The following is a 20,130-nucleotide window of genomic DNA, read 5'->3' on the forward strand; positions in this document are numbered from 1 at the left end:
CTGCGCCCCGCAGAACAGTGGATCCAGTGCCGCACATGTGTATGAGCACTGCCGGATGCGGCGGGAAGCAGCACACCTTGCGGGGGTGACGGTGGAACTTCTTGCGCTGGGGCCGCTTGAACTGTGGAACGGCCCACAGCAGTACGAGCTGGGATCGCTGAAGGAACGCTGTGTGCTCGCCGCGCTGGTCCATGCCCGGGGCGAGCCGGTCTCCGTGGACACGCTCATGGACCGCGTCTGGAACGGCGAGCCACCGCCAACGGCCCAGGACACCCTGCACAGTTATCTGTCCCGGCTGCGGGGGAGGCTGCGTCGGGCGGTGGGCGAGGAGTCCGTCCGGGTGGAGAGGCCCTCACCACGGCAGTACCAGCTGCGGGCCGACCCCGAGGACATCGACCTGCTCCGTTTCCAGCGCCTGAGAGCCGACGCCGTGGCCGCCCGGGAACGCGGCGAGCGAGAGCTCGCCATCGGGCTGCTGCGGACGGCCGAAGCCCTCTGGCGGGGCGAGCCGTTGTCCGAGTTCACCGACAACGACTGGGCCCTGTCGGCGCGTTCACGGCTGATCGAGGACCATCGACGGGTCCGGGAGGAACGGATCGGCTGGGAAATGGAGTTGGGGCGGCACGCCGACCTCATCGGCGAACTCCAGGAACTGGCCTCGCAGAACCCCTTCGCGCAACGGGTGATCGGCTGCCTGATGCTCGCCCTGTACCGCACCGGCCGCCACGACGAGGCCCTCGCCCTCTACCGGGAGACCTACGTACGGCTCCAGGAGAGCCAGGGGATCGAGCCGGGCGCGGAACTCCAGGACCTTCACCTGCGGATGATCGAACAGGACGGTGCGCTCCTGCACACCGCGCCCGCACCCACTCCCGCGGCGCACACGCTGGAACCGCACAACTGCCTTCCCCGGGACACCCGTGACTTCACCGGGCGGATCGGCGAGCTGCGTATCCTCCTGGCGCCCTCCGGCACCACCACGGACGTGGAGAACGCTCTGCCCGTCACCGTCGTGCACGGCATGCCCGGGATAGGCAAGACCGCGCTGGCCGTCCATGCCGCGCACCTGCTGCGTGCCGCCTACCCCGACGGCCAGTTCCATGTGGACCTGCGCGGCTACAGCAGCCAGGAGCCGCTGGGCCCGGCCGAGGCCCTCGCGATCCTCCTGCACTCGGCCGGGTGGTCGGGTGACCTTCCGGACTCGCTGGAGGAACGGACAGCGGGCTGGCGGGAGTGGACGGGACGCCGTCGTGTGCTCGTCGTGCTCGACAACGCGCGGGACGCCGCCCAGGTCAGACCCCTGCTGCCCGGCAGCGCGACGTGCCGCGCGATCGTGACCACGCGCAGCCGCCTCGCCGGGCTCGACAGCGCCACCTCGCTGGCCGTGGACGCCATGTCCAAGGCGGAGGCGGCCGCTCTCTTCACCCGGATCGTCGGAGGTTCGCGCGTGTCCGCCGAACTCGAGGCGCTGGAACGCGTCGTGGACCTGTGCGGGTGCCACCCGCTGGCCGTGACCATCATGGCCAGCAGGTTCCGCCACCGGGACTCCTGGGCCCTCGCAGACCTGCTCGACCGGCTGGCCCATACCTCCGATCCGTTGGGAGAGTTCGACGACCTCATCGAGGCGGTCTTCTCCTTCTCCTACACGGAGCTCAGCGGTTCCGCACAGAGCCTTCTGCGCTGCCTTGCCCTGCATCCGGGTCCGGACATCACGCTGGTGGCCGCGAGAGCACTGGTCGGACCCGACTTCGGGACCGAGGCAAGGGTGCTGGAGGCATGCGTCGAGGACCTGCTGGACTCCGGCCTCCTCGAAGAGCCCGTACGCGGTCGCTACCAACTCCATGACCTGACGCGTGCGTTCGGGCTGCGGATAGGTGCGCGCTCGGCCCAGAACACGGACCGGCACACCCGCGTCGGCCGTCTCGTCGCCTTCTATCTCGCCGCCGCCAGGCGAGCCGAACGCCTCGCTCACCCACAGCGCCCCGCCCTCGTTCCGGGGCCTGAGCAGGACTGTCACCCCGTGCTCGTCGAGTTCGCCGACCGGGACGAGGCGTCGGTGTGGCTGACCGTCGAGCGCGGCAACCTGCTGGCCGTCGCCCGCACGGCGGCAGCCCACTACCCGGAGCACGCCGGGCTCTTCCCGAGCGTGCTGGCCCGCTCCCTCAAACTGTGGGGAACCGCGGACATCGCCATGGACCTCTTCGACGCGGCCGTACCCGCGCTCCGCGCCTCGGGCGACCGGCCCGCACTCGCCCGGACCCTGATCGACAGGGCGGACCTCCTGGCCCAGCGCAACCATGGAGAGGCGTTACGTTGCGCGACCGAGGCTCTCTCGATCCACGAGGAACTCCTCGACGTCAACGGCCGCGCGGACGCCCTGTTCCAGGCGGGCCGTGCCCACCTCGCGGCGGGACATGGCGCCGCGGCGATGAATGCGCTCGAAGAATCGCTGGCACTGCACCGCGAGACCGGCGACCGGGCGGGCGAGGCCGAGTGCCTCAACGTGCAGGGCGCGGTCCTCTATTACGCCGGACAGTACGACGAAGCCCTGCACCGGGTGGAGCTGATGCAGAGCATCCACGAGGAGCTGCCCGATCTGTACGGTGTGGCCCAAGCCCTCAACAACCGCGGTGAGCTGCACTTTCTCCAGGCGCGCTACGACGACGCCCGGAACTGCTACGAAAAGTCCCTTGTCCTGATGCGTCAGCACGGAGGGCGGCACGAGATCGCGATCTTGGACACCAATCTCGGCGCGGTCCATCAGGCCGTGGGCCGGACAGAGCTCGCCCTGGTCTGCTATCGCCGGGCCTTGGCCGCCTACCGGGCCGGTGGTGACGTGCTGGGGGAGGCTGATGCGCTGATCAGCCTGGGCATGGCCCACGCGCGGTCGGGGCAACGGGGCGAGGCGTTGCTGCATCTCACCATGGCGGAACAACTCGCCACCCGGATCGACAATCCCTTCGAGCGGCTGCGCGCCCTCATCGGAGCGGCGGACGTCCAGCGGGAGTCGGGGCGGCTCGATATCGCTCGGAGCGGTTATGAACAGGCCCTCGGCGTCGCCCGGAGCGTCGACTTCCCTCTGGGGTCCGCGCAGGCGCTCGCCGGACTGGCGCGGACGGCGTTCCTGAGTCCCCAGGGGGCCGGACGGGCCAGGCGGTACGGGGAAGAAGCGATCGCCCTGTACCGGCGGCTCGGCGCCGACCACGAGGCGGACGAACTGTCGCGCCTGCTGACGGGACACGAACCGACCGGCTCCTGAGCCCCTTCCCAGGAGCCGGTGGGGTGCTGGATCACCACATCCAGCGGAGCACCTCTGCTGTCACGTACGCGATGTCGGTCGTAGAGAAGCCGGTGCTCGTCAAGCTCAGAAGTGTGTTCAACTTCGCTCTTTTCAGGGACAGTTCTGGTGAACGCGGAGTGGATCACTCCGGCGCAGCAGACCGTACAGGTTGGCGCGGACGCTCGCACAGGTATCCGCAGAAGCCGGGCGGACTCACTCGCTCGGGTCCGAAGCTGTGTCGTCGGCGGCGCCGAAGGTCAGGTTCGAGAACGTGTGACCCTGCACCACCGGACCGTGCACCGTGCCGCCGGTGATGCTGTTGCGGACGTCCCCCGGCGCCGCGGCCCCTGCGGGGGGTGCCAACTCGTCGATGAGGCGACGGAGTTCCGTCGCCGCGCCGGGGTCCTGGGCCAGGACTCCGCGCAGGCGGAGCCGGATCAGGGCCGTGATGTCGGACGTCAGCGCCTCTTCGTCCGGTGTCCCGGCCGCTGCGACCAGGGCGTTGCGCGACCTGCTCAGCTCCTCGTCCGCGGCGTTCGCGGCGCCCCCGCGTGAGAAGAGCCGGACCAGGCGCTGTCTCGCCTGGTCCCATGTCTCGGTGACCATGAGCCCGACAGCCGTCGTCGCTCCTGTCGCGATCAGCGTTGCCAACTCGGCTTCCACAGCGCTCCCTCGACCGTAAGGACACAGGTGGCGTTCCGCCGGTCCACGGTAGGCGGACGGCTCCGTGGCGTCACCGGTGCCTCGGCCCCAGGGCTCGCCGGCGCCCGCCCGAGTTGCCGCCGTCCCCGCCCCGTGACCTCATGGAGGGCATCGGCTCCGGTGATCTCGGACGGGTGGAGCCCTCGGTGAGGTCCGGGAGCGGGTCATGGGCAGTGGGGCGTCGGTGGGTGAGGGCGTGGCGGTGGCCGAGGAGCGGCCGGGGCCCGTGGCCTGGCGGAACCTGGTGGTGGCCACCGTCGGGTTCACGCTCACCTTCTGGGCGTGGGACCTGATCGCTCCGGTCGCCGCGGACTTCGACGAGGACCTCCACATGAGTTCCTTCGCGCAGTCCGTGCTGGTGGCGGTGCCCGTGCTGGTGGGGTCACTCGGACGGGTGCCCGTCGGGGCGCTCACCGACCGCTACGGCGCCAAGTTGATGTTTCCGCTGGTCAGCGCGTTGACGATCATTCCGGTGCTGTTGCTCATCCCGGCGCACTCGTCGTATGTGCCGCTGCTCGTCGTGGGGTTCGTGCTGGGGCTCGGCGGGACGACCTTCGCCATCGGTGTCCCGCTGGTGAACTCCTGGTTCCCGCCCGCGCGGCGGGGCGCGGCGCTCGGCGTCTTCGGGATGGGCATGGGCGGTGTCGCGCTCTCGGGCTACTTCACGCCCCGGATGTACCACCACAGCGAGAGCCTGCCGTTCCTCGTCCTGGCCGCGGCGCTCGCCGTGTACGCCGTGCTCGCCTACTTCCTCATCGAGGACCGGCCCGACCGTCCGGTGCCCTCCACCCCGCTCACCACCCGGCTCGGGCAGGCCGGACGGCTCCGGGTGACCTGGGAGCTGTCCGCGCTGTACGCGATCGGGTTCGGCGGCATCGTCGCGTTCGGCGTGTACCTGCCGACGTACCTGAAGACCTGGTACGAGCTGGACGCCACCGACGCGGGGACCAGGGCCGCCGGGTTCGCGCTGGTCACCGTCGTGTTCCGGCCCATCGGCGGATGGCTCTCGGACCGGATCCACCCGGCCGTGGTGACCTCCTCCGCCCTCGGCGTGGTGGCCCTGCTCGCCGTCGTCCAGGCCTTCGACCCGGCGCTGGTGCCGGGAGCCACGGTCTGTCTGCTCGTCATGGCCGCCGCGCTCGGTGCCACCAGCGGCGCGGTCTTCGCGCTCGTCGCCCGGGTCACCCCGCAGGCCCAGGTCGGCAGCGTCACCGGCATCGTCGGCGCGGTCGGCGGTCTCGGCGGCTTCGTGCCCCCGCTCGTCATGGGCGCCGTCTACAGCGCCAAGAACTCCTACTCCATCGGCTTCATGCTGCTGTCCGACCTGGCGCTCGCCGGATGCGTGTACGCGTACGGCCGTATGCGGGACGCGGGGCGGGGGAAGGCCCCGGCGGGTCCGGCCACCTGATCGCGGGCCGGGTAGGGCCGGGCCGGGGGCGGCTCCGGTGTCTTCGTACCGCCTGCCTGACCGCCCGGCCGGAGTCCCGCCCCGTCCAGGGCCCCGCTCGCCTCGCCCCCGCCGTCACAGCATCTTGCGCTGCACCATCATCGACAGCACCAGCGCCCCCGGCAGCAGCGGTACCCACACCGTCAGCACCCGGTAGGCGATGAGGGTCGCCGTGGCTGTGCCCATGGGGGCGCCGAACGCGACCAGGGCGAAGACCGTCGCCGCGTCGACCGGGCCGATGCCGCCCGGTGCGGGCACCGCGCCGACGGCCGTGCTCGCGGCGAGGAACGCGAACGTCACCTGGACCCAGGTCAGGGTCAGCCCCAGCGCCGTGCCGACCGAGAAGATCACGGCCGCCTGGAGCACGGGAGCCGCGGCGGCCCCGCCCCACAGGGCGAGGACGCGGCAGGGCCGGGTGTGCAGGACGCGTACGTCGGTCAGGGCCGTGCGCAGCACGTCGAGCAGGGGGCGGCGCAGCGGGCGGACGAACGTCACGAGCAGGGCCGCGAGGAGCAGGCTCACCGCCACGGACGCGGCGGGCAGGATCAGGGTGCGGCCGTCGGGGATCAGGTCGCCGAGGTGCAGCAGACCGGGGCAGGCCACGACGAAACCGAGCAGGACGAGGGTCTTCGCGATCGGCCGGGCCAGCGAGTACAGCGCGAGGGAGGCCGTCGCGCGCGGCAGCGGCACCCCGCAGCGCCGCAGGAAGCGCAGGGTGACCGCGTGGGCGCCGATGCTCGCCGGCAGGACGTGGTTGGCGGCGCCGGCCGCGAACTGCGAGGCGATCAGCGGCCCGGTCGGCAGCCGGTCCGGCAGCGCGCCCTGCCGCACCAGCGCGGCGGAACCCCAGCCGAGGACGGTGAAGAGGCCCGCGGCCAGCAGCCACCAGGGGTCGGCGGCGACGAGCCGGGCGGCACCGTCGTACAGGGACCGCCGGTCGAACGCCGCCCAGGCCGCGATCAGCAGGAGCGGCAGCAGGCTCAGGGCCGTGCGGGCCCGGCGGCCGGAGGTGAGGGCCGGTGCCAGGGGAGGCGCCGGCAGCGGGCGGGGGAGCTCTTCGAGCGGGAGCGTGGTCACGGCGTGCGTCGTCCTTCCTCATCACGCCCGCGGGGGACGGGCGCAGGGGAGGCGGGGGAGGGGGACGACCGAAAGGTGCCCGCACGGTGTGACGCCGGGGTGTCCGGGAGCCTAAGGGTGCGCGACGAGCGGCCGAGAGCATCACCGCGGCACGCGCACCCGGCCGTGACGAGAGCATGCCCACCGGGAGTGTGCGGGGAACCTTGACGCCCGTGATGTTACCGGTAACATCACGTGTCGTGCCGCGCCCGCGCCCCCTCGTCACCCGCACCCCCGCAGGCACCCGCACCTCCGAACACCGCTTGCCGCGAAGGGAAGTTGCCGCATGCCCGCTCTCACGACCACGTCCGACGGATTCCTGCTGCACGGCGAACCGTTCCAGATCGTCTCCGGCGCGATGCACTACTTCCGCATCCACCCCGACCAGTGGGCCGACCGGCTGCGCAAGGCCCGGCTGATGGGCCTCAACACCGTCGAGACCTACGTGCCCTGGAACCACCACCAGCCCGACCCGGACGGCGAGCTGGTCCTCGACGGCATCCTCGACCTGCCCCGCTATCTCAGCCTCGCCCGCGCCGAGGGCCTCCATGTCCTGCTGCGCCCGGGCCCGTTCATCTGCGCCGAGTGGGACGGCGGCGGTCTGCCCGGCTGGCTCCTCGCCGACCCCGGCATCCGCCCGCGCACCAGCGACCCCCGCTTCACCGGCGCCATCGACCGCTACCTCGACCTGCTGATGCCCGCGCTGCGCCCGCACATGGCCGCGGCCGGCGGTGCCGTCATCGCCGTACAGGTGGAGAACGAGTACGGGGCGTACGGCGACGACACCGCGTATCTCAAGCACCTCGAACAGGGCTTCCGGGACCGGGGCGTCGAGGAACTGCTGTTCACCTGCGACCAGGTCGACCCGGCGCATCTCGCGGCCGGCGGGCTGCCCGGGGTGCTCGCCACGGGCACCTTCGGCAGCCGGGTCGAGGAGGGGCTCGCCACGCTCCGCGCGCACCAGGGCGACGGGCCGCTGATGTGCGCCGAGTACTGGATCGGCTGGTTCGACCACTGGGGCGGCCCGCACCACACCCGCAGCGCGGCCGACGCCGCCGCCGGACTGGACCGCATGCTGTCGGCCGGCGCCTCCGTCAACATCTACATGTTCCACGGCGGCACCAACTTCGGCTTCACCAACGGCGCCAACCACAAGCACGCCTACGAACCCACCGTCACCTCCTACGACTACGACGCCGCGCTCACCGAGTGCGGCGACCCCGGGCCCAAGTACCACGCCTTCCGCGAGGTCATCGCCCGCCATGTGCCCGTGCCCGACGAGCCCGCCCCGGCCCCGTCGCCCAAACTCGCCCCGCTGAGCGTGGAGCTGGACCGGCGCGCACCCCTTCTCCCGCTGGCGTCGGCGCTCGCCGCACCCCTGCGCGCCGACGACCCGGCGTCCATGGACGCGCTCGGTCTCGCCGCCGGATACGCCCTGTACCGCTCGGTCCTGCCCGCCGCCGGTCCCGGCCTGCTCCGCTTCGAGGGCGGGGTCGGCGACCGCGCCCAGGTGTTCGTGGACGGCGCCCCCGTCGGCGTCCTCGAACGGGAGCGCCACGACGAGACGCTGCCTCTCGTGGTGCCGCGCCCCGGCGCGACCGTCGAGGTCCTCGTGGAGAACATGGGCGGCGTCAACTACGGCCCCAGGATCGGCGCACCCAAGGGCCTGCTCGGCCCGGTGACCCTCGACGGCGCCCCCGTGCGCGGCTGGGACTGCCACCCGCTCGCCCTGGGCGGCCTCGACGCGGTGCCCTTCGAACGCTCCGACGCCGTCACCGACTTCGTGCCGGCCTTCCATCACGGCACCTTCCAGGTCGCCGAACCCGCCGACGCCTTCCTCGCGCTGCCCGGCTGGACCAAGGGGCAGGCCTGGGTCAACGGCTTCCACCTCGGCCGCTACTGGAACCGCGGCCCCCAGCAGACCCTGTACGTCCCCGCCCCGGTCCTGCGCGCCGGAGCGAACGAACTCGTCCTGCTCGAACTGCACGGCACGACGGCCCGCCGCGCCGCGCTGACCGACACCCCCGACCTCGGACCGGAGGCCGAGTGATGCCGCGCCGGCTGCGCGTACCCGGACCGCCCGCACCCCCGCTCACCGGCCATCTGCCCTTCGCCGACGCACCCGGTGTGCCCGACCCCATCGAGGTCACCAGCCGGTACCTCACCCGGGGCGGGCGGCCCTGGTTCCCGGTCTCCGGCGAGTTCCACCCCACCCGCGTCCCGGCCGCGGAGTGGGAGGAGGAACTGCTGAAGATGAAGGCGGGTGGCATCACGGCCGTCGCCGCCTATGTCATCTGGATCCACCACGAGGAGACCGAGGGCCGGATCCGCTTCGACGGCGACCGCGACCTGCGCCGTTTCGTCGAGCTCTGCGCCCGCCACGGCCTGGACTTCGTCGCCCGCGTCGGACCCTGGGTGCACGCCGAGGTCCGCAACGGCGGCCTCCCCGACTGGGTGCTCGCCCGCGACTGCGTCCCGCGCACCGACGACCCCGCCTACCTGGAGCCCGTACGGCGCTGGTACGCGGCCGTGGCCGAGCAGTTGCGCGGCCTGGACCGGGCCCACGGCGGACCGATCGTCGCCGTCCAGATCGAGAACGAGCTGTACGACCAGCCGGACCATCTGCTCACCCTCAAGCGCATGGCGCGGGAGGCCGGGCTGAGCGCCCCGCTGTGGACGGCGACCGCCTGGGGCGGCGTCCGGCTCCCGCCCGACGAACTGTTCCCGCTGTACGGCGGCTACCCGGAGGCGTTCTGGACCGAGGCCGACGGCGGCTGGCCCGACACCTGCCGCAAGCACTTCTTCTTCACCCACCAGCGCGACGACGAGGGCATCGGCGCCGACCTGCGGCCCACGACCGTGCGCGGCGGCGCGCCCGACGCCTTCGCCGACCGGTTCCCCTGGGCCACCTGCGAGCTGGGCGGCGGCATGGCGGTCGCCTACCACCGCAGGCCCGTCGTCGAGGCCGCCGACATCGGCGCGCTGGGCCTGACGAAGATCGGCTGCGGTTCGGTCTGGCAGGGCTGGTACATGTTCCACGGCGGCACCAACCCCGTGGGTGAACTGACCACCCTCCAGGAGTCCCACGCCACCGCCTACCCCAACGACCTGCCCGTCCTGACGTACGACTTCCAGGCGCCGCTCGGCGAGTACGGCCAGTACCGCGCCTCCTACGACGCACTGCGCCTCCAGCACCTGTTCCTGGCCGACTTCGGGCATCGCGTGGCCCCCATGGAGTCCGTCCTGCCGGAGGAGCGGCCGACGGGGCAGGGCGACCGGGACACCCTGCGGTGGGCGGTGCGCGGCGACGGAGGCTCCGGGTTCCTCTTCGTCAACAACCACCAGCCGCACGAACCGCTGCCCGAACACCCCGATGTGTCCTTCGAGTTGGCGCTCGGCGGCGACGACACGCTCCTGACCCTTCCGTCCGTGCCCGTCACCGTCCCCTCCGGCGCCTACTTCTGCTGGCCGCTGCGGCTCGACGTCGGCGACCTGCGGGTGGAGTGGGCCACGGCCCAGCCCGTCTGCCTCCTCGACGACGACGGCCGAACGGTCCTCGTGCTCACCGCGGTCGACGGCATCGACCCCGAACTCGCCCTGGACGGCCGGACGGTGACCGCTGTCCGTGCGCCTTCCGGTCAAGTCGCCCGCGGCGACGGGCGGGTGCTGGTCACCGGGGTGCGGCCGGGGCCCGACGCGCTCGTCGAGGTCGAGACCGCCACCGGCGAGCGGGTCGCGCTGCTGGTCCTGGACGCGGCCACCGCGCGCACCGCGTACCGGGGCGAGGTGCGCGGCGTGCGGCGGCTGCTGCTCGCGGACGGGGGCCTCGTCTTCGACCGTGACGAGGTACGGCTGCACAGCGCCGCCGAGCGGCCCGCCGTCTCGGTGTTCCGGCACGGCGCCTTCGTGCCGTGCGCGGTGGAGGACGGCGGGCCCGTCGTCGCGGGCGCGTCCGTGCGGCTCGTGCGCGCCGCCGGTGCCGTGCCCGAACCGGTCCTCGGTGTGCTGGGACGGGCGAGCGTGCCCGCCGACAAGCACTTCGAGAGCGCGGCGGCCGAGTACGCCGTCGACCTGCCGGACGAGGTGCCCCCGGGAACGCTGCTGCGGGTGCGGTGGAGCGGCGACGTGGGGCGGGCGTACGTCGGGGACGTGATGGTGGCCGACCAGTTCTTCTCCGCAGGCGTGTGGGAGATCGGCCTGGACCGGCTGCCCGAGGGGGCGTTGAGGCTGCGGGTGCTTCCCGGGGCCGGCCGGGAGGCGGGCGTGACGGGCGTGGAGGCGGTGACCGTGCGCCGTCGGGCCGTGGCCGTAAGCTGAGGCGGCCCCGTCCGTTTGCCCAGAAGGACACTCCGATGTCGTCTCCCGACTCCCCCGCTCCCCGAGGGCGCAGTCGGCGGAACTTCGCCGGGGCCCGGCCCGTGATGGACGACGTGGCCCGGCTCGCCGGGGTGTCCAAGCAGACCGTGTCGCGGGTGCTGAACGAGCATCCCGCCGTGCGCGCCGAGACCCGGGAAGCCGTGCGGGAGGCCATGCGGACGCTCGGGTACAGGCCCAGCGCGAGCGCCCGGTCGCTGGCCAGCGGGCGCACCCGGATGCTCGGGGTGATCTCGTTCGACGCCGCCCGGTACGGGCCCGCCAACATCCTCACCGCCATCAACACCGCCGCGCAGAGCGCCGGTTACCTCGTCAGTTCCATCGCCCTGGACGACACCGCCGACCGGTCGACCGTCGCCGAGGCGGTGGACCGGCTCTCCGCCGAGGGCGCCGACGGGGTGATCGCCATCGCCCCGCAGCACTGGGTGGGCAAGGCGCTCGCGGACGCCCGGGTCGACACTCCGCTGGTGGTCCTGGAGAACGAGATCAGGGGCGGCACCCCCCTCGTCACCTCCGACGCGCGGGCCGGGGCCAGGCTGGCCACCGGGCATCTGCTGGACCTCGGGCACGCCACCGTGTGGCACATCGCGGGGCCCACCGGCTGGACCTCCGCCGACCAGCGCCTGGCGAGCTGGCGGGACCTGCTGCGCGCGGCGGGCGCCGAGGTGCCCGAGCCGCTGGTCGGGGACTGGAGCGCCGGGTCCGGCTACGACCTGGGGCGGCGGCTGGCCCGGCGCACGGACGTCACCGCCGTGTTCGTCTCCAACGACCAGATGGCCGTCGGCGTGCTGCACGCCTTCCACGAGGCGGGCCGCCGGGTGCCCGGGGACATCAGTGTCGTGGGCTACGACGACATCCCCGAGGCCGCGCACCTGCTGCCGCCGCTCACCACCGTGCGCTCCGACTTCGCGGAGATCGGCACCCGTTCGCTGCGGCTGCTCCTGGACCGGATCGACGGCCGGGACGAAGAGGGCCTTCAGCCGTTGATCCCCGCCGAACTCGTCGTGCGGCGCAGCAGCGGTCCGCCGCCCCGCGCCTGACCTCCGAACGCGACCGGATCACCCGTAGGAGGACCGGGGCGGGCCTCCGCTCGAACGCGGGCCAGGAGCGTCGAACAAGGGGGCGAAAGGTACTTCCGGGCCATCTCCGGACTTTGTTGTGATCGGTATCACAAAGGGTCTACCGTGAAATCGCTGGGAGGACTTTGCCGGGGGGCGAGCCGAACGGAGGCGCGCCACCGGGGCTCCTCCGGGTGAGGAAGTGATGCAGTTGTCCGTCGCCTGGGACGACATCGGCGGCCTCGTCGATGCCCATGAACGTTTCCTGGCCGGCGCCCGGGTCGAAGCGGATGTCCGGGGATCGGTGCTGGACTCCTGGAAGCGGTGCCGTTCGGCGGGGGTCGCGCCCGACCGGCTCCTCGTCCCCTACGCGCCCGACCTCGCCCTCGACGAGCCGTTCCTGCACGCCTGCGAACCCGTCCTCGCCGATCTCGCCGACGCGCTCTCCGGCGCCGGGATGACCATCGCCGTGTGCGACGCGCACGGCCGCATGGTGCAGCGGCTCGGGGGCGGCAGACCGCTGCGCGACCGGCTCGACGAGGTGCGGTTCGCGCCCGGCTTCGACGCCTCCGAACCGGTCGTCGGGACGAACGGCGTCGGCACCGCGCTCGCCGCACGCGAACCCGTCTACGTCGTCGGCCGCGAGCACTTCGCCGACTGCCTCCAGCCGTTCGCCTGCGCCGGCGCACCCGTCCGCGACCCGCTCAGCGGACGCATCGAGGCCGTCCTGGACCTGACCTGTCTGCGCGACGACGGCGACCCCGCCATGCTGCGCCTGATCCGGGACGCCGCCCACGCCATCGAGGCACGCCTGCTGGAACAGGCCACGGCACGCGAACGCGCCCTGCTCGCCGCGTACCGCGGAGCCGCCCGCCCGACGGGGGAGGGGAGCCGCCCCGGCGACGACGAACTCGGGCGCGTGGACCGGGCCGTGCTGCGGGAGAAGGCAGAGGAACTCCTCGCCTCCCCGCACCTCACCCTCGACGAGGTCACCCTCTCCGGCGGACGCACCGCGACCCTGCTGCGGCGTCAGGTGCGCGGAGCGGCGGGCGAGACGGGCGTCGTCGTCGAGGCCCGCGTCCTCGGCGGGCCCCGGCTCCGCGCGGTCTGCCGCACCACCGTCCCGGCCGTCCCGCAGCCCGTCCCGGCGCCGCCCCCACCGCGGACCACGGTGGCCGCGCCCGGGGCGACCGTCACGGCGCCCCCCGAGCCGGACCCCGGGCCCGAGGCCCGCCTCCTCCTCGTCGGTGAACCCCGCGCCACCCGCCTCGCCGTACTCGCGCGCGCCCGGCTGGAGTTGCTGCACGACGCGGGCGGACGGATCGGCACCACGCTCGACGTCACCCGGACCGCGGAGGAGCTCACCGAGGTCGCCGTCCCCCGGTTCGCGGACTTCGCCGCCGTCGATCTCCCGGACGACGTGCTGCGCGGCGAGGAGCCGGGCCCGGTCCTGGCGGACACCGTCGTACGCCGGGTCGCGCTCGGCGCCGCCCATGAGGAATCGCATCTGCACGCCGTCGGGGACCCGGTCCGGCATCTGCCGTCCACGCCGCTGGCCCGCTGCCTGGAGAGCGGCCGGCCCGTGCTCGAACCGGTGCTGGCCGAGGCCGGGGGCTGGCTCGCCCTCGACCCGGAGCGGGGCGAGCGGATCCTCGCCGCCAGCATCCACTCCCTGATCGCCGTGCCCCTCAAGGCCCGCGGCACCACCCTCGGCGCCGTCAGCTTCTACCGCTCCGCGAAGGCCGCGCCCTTCGAGAACGACGACCTGTGCCTGGCCCAGGAACTCGCCGGACGCGCCGCCATCTGCATCGACAACGCCCGCCGCTACACCCGCGAGCACAGCACCGCGCTCGCCCTCCAGCGCAGCATGCTGCCCCGGGGCCGCCCCGAGCAGAGCGCCGTCGACGTCGCCCACCGCTATCTGCCCGCACAGGCCGGTGTCGGCGGCGACTGGTTCGACGTCATCCCGCTGTCCGGCGCCCGGGTCGCCCTCGTCGTCGGCGACGTCGTCGGCCACGGACTGTTCGCCGCGGCGACCATGGGCCGGCTGCGCACCGCCGTCCAGAACTTCAGCGCGCTCGACCTGCCGCCCGAGGACGTCCTCACCCAGCTCGACGACCTCGTGGGCCGGCTCGACCGGGCCACCGAGAGCACCCCCGACTCCGGGATCGTCGGCGCCACCTGCCTCTACGCCGTCTACGACCCGGTGTCCCGGCGCTGCACCCTCACCCGAGCCGGGCACCCGCTGCCCGCGGTCGTCGACCCGGACGGCACCGTCACCTTCGTCGACCTGCCGTCGGGGCCGCCGCTCGGGCTCGGCGGGATGCCCTTCGAGACCGTCGAGCTGGAACTCGCCGAGGGCAGCCAGCTCGTGCTCTACACCGACGGGTTGATCGAGGACCGGCACCGCGACATCGACACCGGCCTGGACCGGCTGCGCACCGTCCTCGGCCAGGCCCGGCGCCCGCCGGAGGAGACCTGCGAGGCCGTCCTGGACGCCCTGCTCCCGGCCCGCCCCCAGGACGACGTCGCCCTGCTCGTGGCCCGCACCCACGTCCTGGGCCCCGAGCGGGTCGCCCAGTGGGACGTGCCCAGCGACCCCGCCGCCGTCTCCCGCGCCCGCCTCGCCGTCGCCGGACAGCTCACCGCCTGGGGCCTTCAGGACCTGTCCTTCACCCTCGAACTCGTCGTCAGCGAACTCGTCACCAACGCCATCCGGCACGCCACCGGCCCCGTCCAGCTGCGCCTGCTCCGCGACCGGGCACTGATCTGCGAGGTCTCCGACGGCAGCGGCACCTCCCCGCGGCTGCGGCGCGCGAAGAACGAGGACGAGGGCGGCCGGGGACTGTTCCTGGTCGCGCAGCTCACCGAGCGGTGGGGCACCCGGCACACCCCCGACGGCAAGATCATCTGGACGGAGACGCCGTTGCCGTGAGCGGCAGGGTCACCGTGAAGACGGTCCGGCCCGGGGTGCTGCTCACCTCGATCCGACCGCCGTGCGCCCGCACCAGCGAGTGCGCGACCGCCAGGCCCAGACCGCTGCCGCCCCGGTCCCGGCTGCGGGCCTTGTCGACCCGGTAGAAGCGGTCGAAGACCTTCGCCCGGTCCGCCTCCGGGATGCCGGGACCCGCGTCGGCCACCCGCACCACCGCGCGGTCGCCCGCGACGCCCACCCCCACCGAGACGGGGGTGCCGGGCGGGGTGTGCACGGCGGCGTTGGTGAGCAGGTTGTCCAGCACCTGACGGATGCGGTGCGGGTCCACCCGCACCGCCACCGGGGCCGGGCCGGGATCCACGGTCAGCGGACGGTCCGGGTGCGCGGCCCGGAACGCGTCGGCCGCCTCCGCCGCCAGCTCCACCAGGTCCGTCTCCCTCGGCCGCAGCGGTGTCTCCACCTCCGCCGCGTCCAGCCGGGCGAGCAGCAGCAGGTCGTCGAGGAGGACGCCCATCCGCGCGGCCTCCGCGCGCAGCCGGGCCAGATGCCTGTCGCGCTCCTCGGGCTCGTTGGCGGCGGCGTACTGGAAGAGGTCCGCGTACCCGCGCACCGACATCAGCGGGGTGCGCAGCTCGTGCGAGGCGTCCGCGACGAACCGGCGCAGCCGCCGCTCCGCCTCCGACCGCACCGCCAGCGAGCTGTCGATGTGCTCCAGCATCGTGTTGAACGCGGTGCGCAGCTCCTCCACCTCCGGACCGCCGCCCTTGCGGTCGGCGCGCAGCGGCAGCCGGGACGCCGACTCGGTGAGGTCGTGCGAGGCGATGCCGTGCGCGGTGTGGGTGAGGTCGCTCAGCGGTTTCAGGCCGCGCCGCAGCACCCGCCGTCCGACCAGCACCAGCGCGAGCAGCGCCAGCCCGAACGTGACGGCCTGGATCGTGATCAGCTCGCGCATGGTGTCGTCGATCTCGTCCATCGGCGCCCCCGAGACCAGCACCACCCCGGGCTCCACCTCGCAGGCCCGCAGCCGGTAGTCGCCCGCGCCCTGGAGATGCAGCGTCCGCATGACCTCCGTGCCCTCGCCGGTCTGCGCCCGCGCCAGCTCCGTGAAGTCGTCCACGTCCGCGGGCAGGTCGCCGCTGTCCTCCGGGGTGCGCAGCACGGGGGAGCCGCCCCGGACGTCGTACACGGCGTAGTACCAGCGGTAGTACTTCTTGTCCGCGAGGGAGCCGCTGGCCGCGATGGACTGCGACTGCCCGACCTGGGCGAGCGAGAGCTGCTCGTCGAGCTGGGCGGTCAGATAGTCCCGCATGTACGTCGTCAGCGCGGTGCCCACCACCGCGAACACCACCAGCGCCAGCGCGCCCAGGCCCAGCGCCAGCCGGGTGCCGAGCCGCAGTCCGGCGTACGAGCGGGCGAGCCGGCGGATCATTCGGGCGCCTGCCGGATCACGTACCCGAAGCCGCGCACGGTCTGGATCAGCGGATCGTCGCCGGTCTCGTCCAGCTTGCGGCGCAGCCTGCTGATCACCAGCTCGACGACGTTGGAACGGCCGCCGAAGCCGTACTCCCAGACGTGGTCGAGGATCTGCGCCTTGGTGAGGACGGTCGGTGACTTGCGCAGGAGGTAGCGCAGCACCTCGTACTCGGTCGGGGTGAGCGTGAGGAGCTTGTCCCCGCGCCGCACCTCCCGGGTGTCCTCGTCCATCGTGAGGTCCGCCACGCCCAGCACCGAGCGCTGGAAGCCGGGGCCCGCCGCGCGGCGCAGCACCGTCCGCAGCCGGGCCATCAGCTCCTCCACCGCGAACGGCTTGACCAGGTAGTCGTCGCCGCCCCGGGTCAGCCCCGCCACCCGGTCGGCGACCGCGTCCCGGGCCGTGAGGAACACCACGGGCACCATCGTCCCCGAGCGGCGCAGCCGGTCCAGGACGCCGAAGCCGTCGATGTCCGGAAGCATCAGGTCGAGCACCACGATGTCCGGCCGGAACTCGGCGGCACGGCTCAGCGCCTCCTCACCGGAGTTCGCGGTGACCGCCTCCCAGCCCTCGTAGCGCGCGACGGTCGCGACGAGGTCGGCGATGGGCGGGTCGTCGTCCACGACGAGGAGTCGTACTTTTTCCACCCGTTCATAGTGCGCCACACGGGGCGTGACACCAGGGCCGTACCCTCGGCGGAAGCAGATCGATAAGTACTTGAAAGTGCTACGACAGCAAATCGACAGGTCGCTCAGGCGAAGCTCGAATGGCTGGTCCCGATCTTCGACGACCGTGGCCCGACGATCGACTCCTGACTGACGACTGTCGACGGCCACGGCCCGAGCAAGGAGCTTGTGTCCGTGACGACCGTCCAATCGTCCGCCGCGCCCCCCACCACGGCGATACGGCCCAAAGTGCTGGCCCGGACGGGCCTGTACGCCGTACTCGCCGCGAACGTGGCCGCCGTGGCCGTCCTCTTCGCACAGGCCGGGTTCGCCTCCAACGCCCTCATCGTCATCGGCCGCCTCTGCGGTCTGTACGGCGCCCTCCTCATGGCCTTCCAGCTGCTGCTCGTCGCCCGGCTGCCCTGGCTCGACCGCCGCATCGGCATGGACCGGCTGACCTCCTGGCACCGCTGGACCGGCTTCGGCATCTTCTGGACGCTCCTCGCGCACCTCGTCTTCATCGCCTTCGGCTACGCCGAGGGCACCGACGTGGGCCCCATCGGCACGGTCGTCGACCTCGCCGAGACCACCGAGGGCGTGCTGCGCGCGCTCGTCGCCTTCGCGATCGTCCTGGTCGTCGGCGTCGTCTCGGCCCGCGCCGCCCGCCGCCGCCTGGCCTACGAGACCTGGCACTTCATCCACCTCTACACCTACGTCGCGGTGTTCCTCGCCTTCACCCACCAGGTCGCGGTCGGTACGACGTTCACGTCCTCGTCCGCCGCCACGGCGTACTGGTACGGCGTGTGGGGCGTCGCCCTCGGCGCGCTGGTCCTGGGGCGCCTGGTGCTGCCGCTGTGGCGCAACGCCCGCCACCAGTTCCGGGTCGAGCGGGTCGTCCCCGAGGCCGACAACGTCGTCTCGATCTACGTCACCGGCCGCGACCTCGACAAGCTGCCCGCCCGCGCGGGCCAGTTCTTCCTGTGGCGCTTCCTGACCAAGGACCGCTGGTGGCAGGCCAACCCCTTCTCCCTCTCCGCCGCCCCCGACGGCCGCGGACTGCGGCTGACCGCCAAGGTCGCCGGTGACGGCACCGCCGCCCTGCGCCACCTCCGGCCCGGCACCCGCGTCTTCGCCGAGGGCCCCTACGGCGCCTTCACCGCGATGCACCGCACCCGCCCGGAGTCGGTCCTGATCGCGGGCGGCGTCGGCGTCACCCCGATCCGCGCCCTGCTGGAGGAACTGCACGGCCACGCGGTCGTGATCTACCGCGTCGCCAGCGAGCGCGACGCCGTCCTCTACAACGAGCTGCGCGAGCTCGCGTTCGACAAGGGCGCCGACCTGTTCCTGGTGCGCGGCCCCGTCAGCCCCGACAAGCTGGGCCCGCGCGAGCTGCTGCGCATGGTGCCGGACATCGCCGAGCGGGACGTCTTCCTGTGCGGGCCGCCCCCGATGATGAACGCGGTCCTCGGCACCCTGCGCACGCTGGACGTACCCCGGGCACAGACCCACTTCGAACGCTTCAGCCTGGCGGGATGAGGAAACGATCGTGAAGCGAGCCATACCTGTTGTCGTGCTGAGCATCGCCGGGCTGGTGCCCGTGTGGATGTACGAGCCGAGCATCGCCGGCGCCGACTCCTCGGTGACCCCCGCGACGACCCCCTCCTCGTCCGCCGCCGGTTCCGGGTCGTCCTCGGGCACGGTGGTCAAGGGCACGACGGTCACCACCGACAAGGGACCCGTCCAGGTCCAGGTCACCTTCTCCGGCCAGAAGATCACCGCCGTCACGCTGCTCCAGCAGCCCAACCATCCGCAGACCGAGGCCGCCGTGCCGAAGCTGATCTCGGAGACGCTGGAGGCGCAGAGCGCGGACATCGACACGGTGTCCGGGGCGACGATCACCAGCGAGGCGTACAAGGAGTCGTTGCAGGCGGCGATCGACGAGAACGCCTCCGCGTCCGCCTCGGCCTCGCCTTCGGCGTCCGCCTCGGCCTCGGCGTCGGCCTCCGCGGAGGCGTCGGCGGAACAGACCGTCGACGGGTCGGCGGTGAACACCGAGAAGGGCACCGTGCAGGTCCAGGTGACGTTCTCGGGCGACGAGATCACCGCCGTGAAGATGCTCCAGCAGCCGAACCATCCGCAGACCACGGCGGCCGTGCCGACCCTGATCTCGGAGACGCTGGAGGCACAGAGCGCGGACATCGACACCGTCTCCGGTGCGACGATCACCAGCGACGGCTACCGGGAGTCCCTCCAGGCCGCGATCGACGCGAAGGGCTGAGCGCATGCACAGGGTCGAGCACGTGATGGGCTTCCCCGTGTCGTTGAGGATCGACGACGAGGGCGACTTCGCCGCCGCCGCGGACGCCGTCTTCGCGTGGCTGCGCGAGGTCGACGCCCGGTTCAGCCCGTTCAAGGCCGACAGCGAGGTGTCCCGGCTGGGCCGGGGCGAGCTCGCGGAGGCCGACGTGAGCGCGGACCTGCGGCACGTGCTCGACCTGTGCGAGCACTACCGGGCCGCGACGGGCGGCGCCTTCGACGTCCGGCTGCCGGGCCGCGGGCTCGACCCCTGCGCGGTGGTCAAGGGCTGGTCGGTGCAGCGGGCCGCGGAACTCCTCACGCGGGCCGGGGCACGGCGGTTCTGCCTGAACGCCGGCGGTGACGTGGCCGCCGCCGGCGGGCCCTGGCGGGTCGGGGTGCGCCACCCCGAACACGCCGACAAGCTCTGCACGGTCCTCGACCTCACGGACGCCGCGGTCGCCACCTCCGCGCGCTACGAGCGGGGCGACCACATCGTCGACGGCCGTACGGGCCTGCCGGCGACGGGGCTGCTGAGCCTCACCGTCGTCGCCGGCTCCCTCACGGAGGCCGACTCGGTCGCCACGGCCGCCTTCGCGATGGGGGCGGACGGCGTGGACTGGGCGGCCTCGCTGCCGGGGGTGGAGGTGTTCGCGGTGGACGCGGAACGCAGGGTGCTGCGGTCGCCGGGGTTCCCGGTGGCTGCCGCGGGCGCGTCGGCGGCGTGAGCAGCGCCTGCCGCGTGACGGGGACGGGCCACCGACCGATGGTCGGTGGCCCGTCCTCC

General features: G+C 73.0%; 13 protein-coding genes. 9 read left to right on the plus strand and 4 right to left on the minus strand.

Annotated features, from left to right (window positions below; genetic code table 11):
- The first annotated feature begins 85 nt into the window (after positions 1-85).
- Positions 86-3,259 (plus strand): tetratricopeptide repeat protein, encoded by a 3,174-nt coding sequence (locus ACIPSE_RS20875; protein ID WP_401664572.1) that lies wholly within the window; start codon positions 86-88, stop codon positions 3,257-3,259.
- A 234-nt stretch (positions 3,260-3,493) separates the two neighbouring features.
- Here ACIPSE_RS20875 and ACIPSE_RS20880 read toward each other — a convergent pair whose 3' ends face one another.
- Positions 3,494-3,943 carry a hypothetical protein gene (locus ACIPSE_RS20880; protein ID WP_401664573.1) on the minus strand — a complete coding sequence of 150 codons (450 nt, stop codon included), beginning with the start codon at positions 3,941-3,943 and terminating at the stop codon, positions 3,494-3,496.
- A 205-nt stretch (positions 3,944-4,148) separates the two neighbouring features.
- Between ACIPSE_RS20880 and ACIPSE_RS20885 the strand changes: the two genes are divergently transcribed.
- On the plus strand, positions 4,149-5,390 hold the full coding sequence (locus ACIPSE_RS20885; protein WP_401664574.1) for a nitrate/nitrite transporter: 1,242 nt from the start codon (positions 4,149-4,151) through the stop codon (positions 5,388-5,390).
- A 114-nt stretch (positions 5,391-5,504) separates the two neighbouring features.
- On the opposite strand, the gene ACIPSE_RS20890 is transcribed toward ACIPSE_RS20885, so the two are convergent.
- A complete protein-coding gene (locus ACIPSE_RS20890) occupies positions 5,505-6,506 on the minus strand; it encodes a YbhN family protein (protein ID WP_401664575.1) in 1,002 nt (333 codons plus the stop codon).
- A gap of 325 nt (positions 6,507-6,831) precedes the next feature.
- Between ACIPSE_RS20890 and ACIPSE_RS20895 the strand changes: the two genes are divergently transcribed.
- The 4 genes from ACIPSE_RS20895 to ACIPSE_RS20910 all read left to right on the plus strand — a co-directional run bounded on the left by ACIPSE_RS20895 (position 6,832) and on the right by ACIPSE_RS20910 (position 14,912).
- A complete protein-coding gene (locus tag ACIPSE_RS20895; RefSeq protein ID WP_401664576.1) occupies positions 6,832-8,595 on the plus strand; it encodes a beta-galactosidase family protein in 1,764 nt (587 codons plus the stop codon).
- On the plus strand, positions 8,595-10,862 hold the full coding sequence (locus ACIPSE_RS20900) for a beta-galactosidase (protein WP_401664577.1): 2,268 nt from the start codon (positions 8,595-8,597) through the stop codon (positions 10,860-10,862). The genes ACIPSE_RS20895 and ACIPSE_RS20900 overlap by 1 nt, the downstream gene beginning before the upstream one ends.
- Before the next feature lie 35 nt (positions 10,863-10,897).
- Positions 10,898-11,959: a LacI family DNA-binding transcriptional regulator gene (locus tag ACIPSE_RS20905; protein WP_401664578.1), complete on the plus strand. Its 1,062-nt coding sequence runs from the start codon at positions 10,898-10,900 to the stop codon at positions 11,957-11,959.
- Between the two features lie 223 nt (positions 11,960-12,182).
- Positions 12,183-14,912 (plus strand): SpoIIE family protein phosphatase, encoded by a 2,730-nt coding sequence (locus tag ACIPSE_RS20910; RefSeq protein ID WP_401664579.1) that lies wholly within the window; start codon positions 12,183-12,185, stop codon positions 14,910-14,912.
- Here the strand turns inward: ACIPSE_RS20910 and ACIPSE_RS20915 are convergent.
- Positions 14,884-16,341 carry a sensor histidine kinase gene (locus ACIPSE_RS20915; RefSeq protein ID WP_401664580.1) on the minus strand — a complete coding sequence of 486 codons (1,458 nt, stop codon included), beginning with the start codon at positions 16,339-16,341 and terminating at the stop codon, positions 14,884-14,886. The two genes, ACIPSE_RS20910 and ACIPSE_RS20915, sit on opposite strands and share 29 nt — an antisense overlap.
- On the minus strand, positions 16,338-17,006 hold the full coding sequence (locus ACIPSE_RS20920; RefSeq protein ID WP_401665030.1) for a response regulator transcription factor: 669 nt from the start codon (positions 17,004-17,006) through the stop codon (positions 16,338-16,340). The genes ACIPSE_RS20915 and ACIPSE_RS20920 overlap by 4 nt, the downstream gene beginning before the upstream one ends.
- Positions 17,007-17,243: 237 nt before the next feature.
- On the opposite strand from ACIPSE_RS20920, the gene ACIPSE_RS20925 reads away from it, so the two are divergent.
- The 3 genes from ACIPSE_RS20925 to ACIPSE_RS20935 are packed head-to-tail and all read left to right on the plus strand — an operon-like array spanning position 17,244 to position 20,071.
- Positions 17,244-18,584: a ferric reductase-like transmembrane domain-containing protein gene (locus tag ACIPSE_RS20925; protein WP_401664581.1), complete on the plus strand. Its 1,341-nt coding sequence runs from the start codon at positions 17,244-17,246 to the stop codon at positions 18,582-18,584.
- A gap of 10 nt (positions 18,585-18,594) precedes the next feature.
- Complete coding sequence (locus ACIPSE_RS20930) at positions 18,595-19,326, plus strand: FMN-binding protein (RefSeq protein ID WP_401664582.1); 732 nt, start codon at positions 18,595-18,597, stop codon at positions 19,324-19,326.
- 4 nt (positions 19,327-19,330) lie between these two features.
- Positions 19,331-20,071, plus strand: a complete 741-nt coding sequence (locus ACIPSE_RS20935) for an FAD:protein FMN transferase (protein ID WP_401664583.1) — start codon at positions 19,331-19,333, stop codon at positions 20,069-20,071.
- Positions 20,072-20,130: the final 59 nt, after the last annotated feature.

The organism is Streptomyces sp. NPDC090106, from assembly GCF_044747265.1.
In the GTDB taxonomy this organism is placed as follows: Bacteria; Actinomycetota; Actinomycetes; order Streptomycetales; family Streptomycetaceae; genus Streptomyces.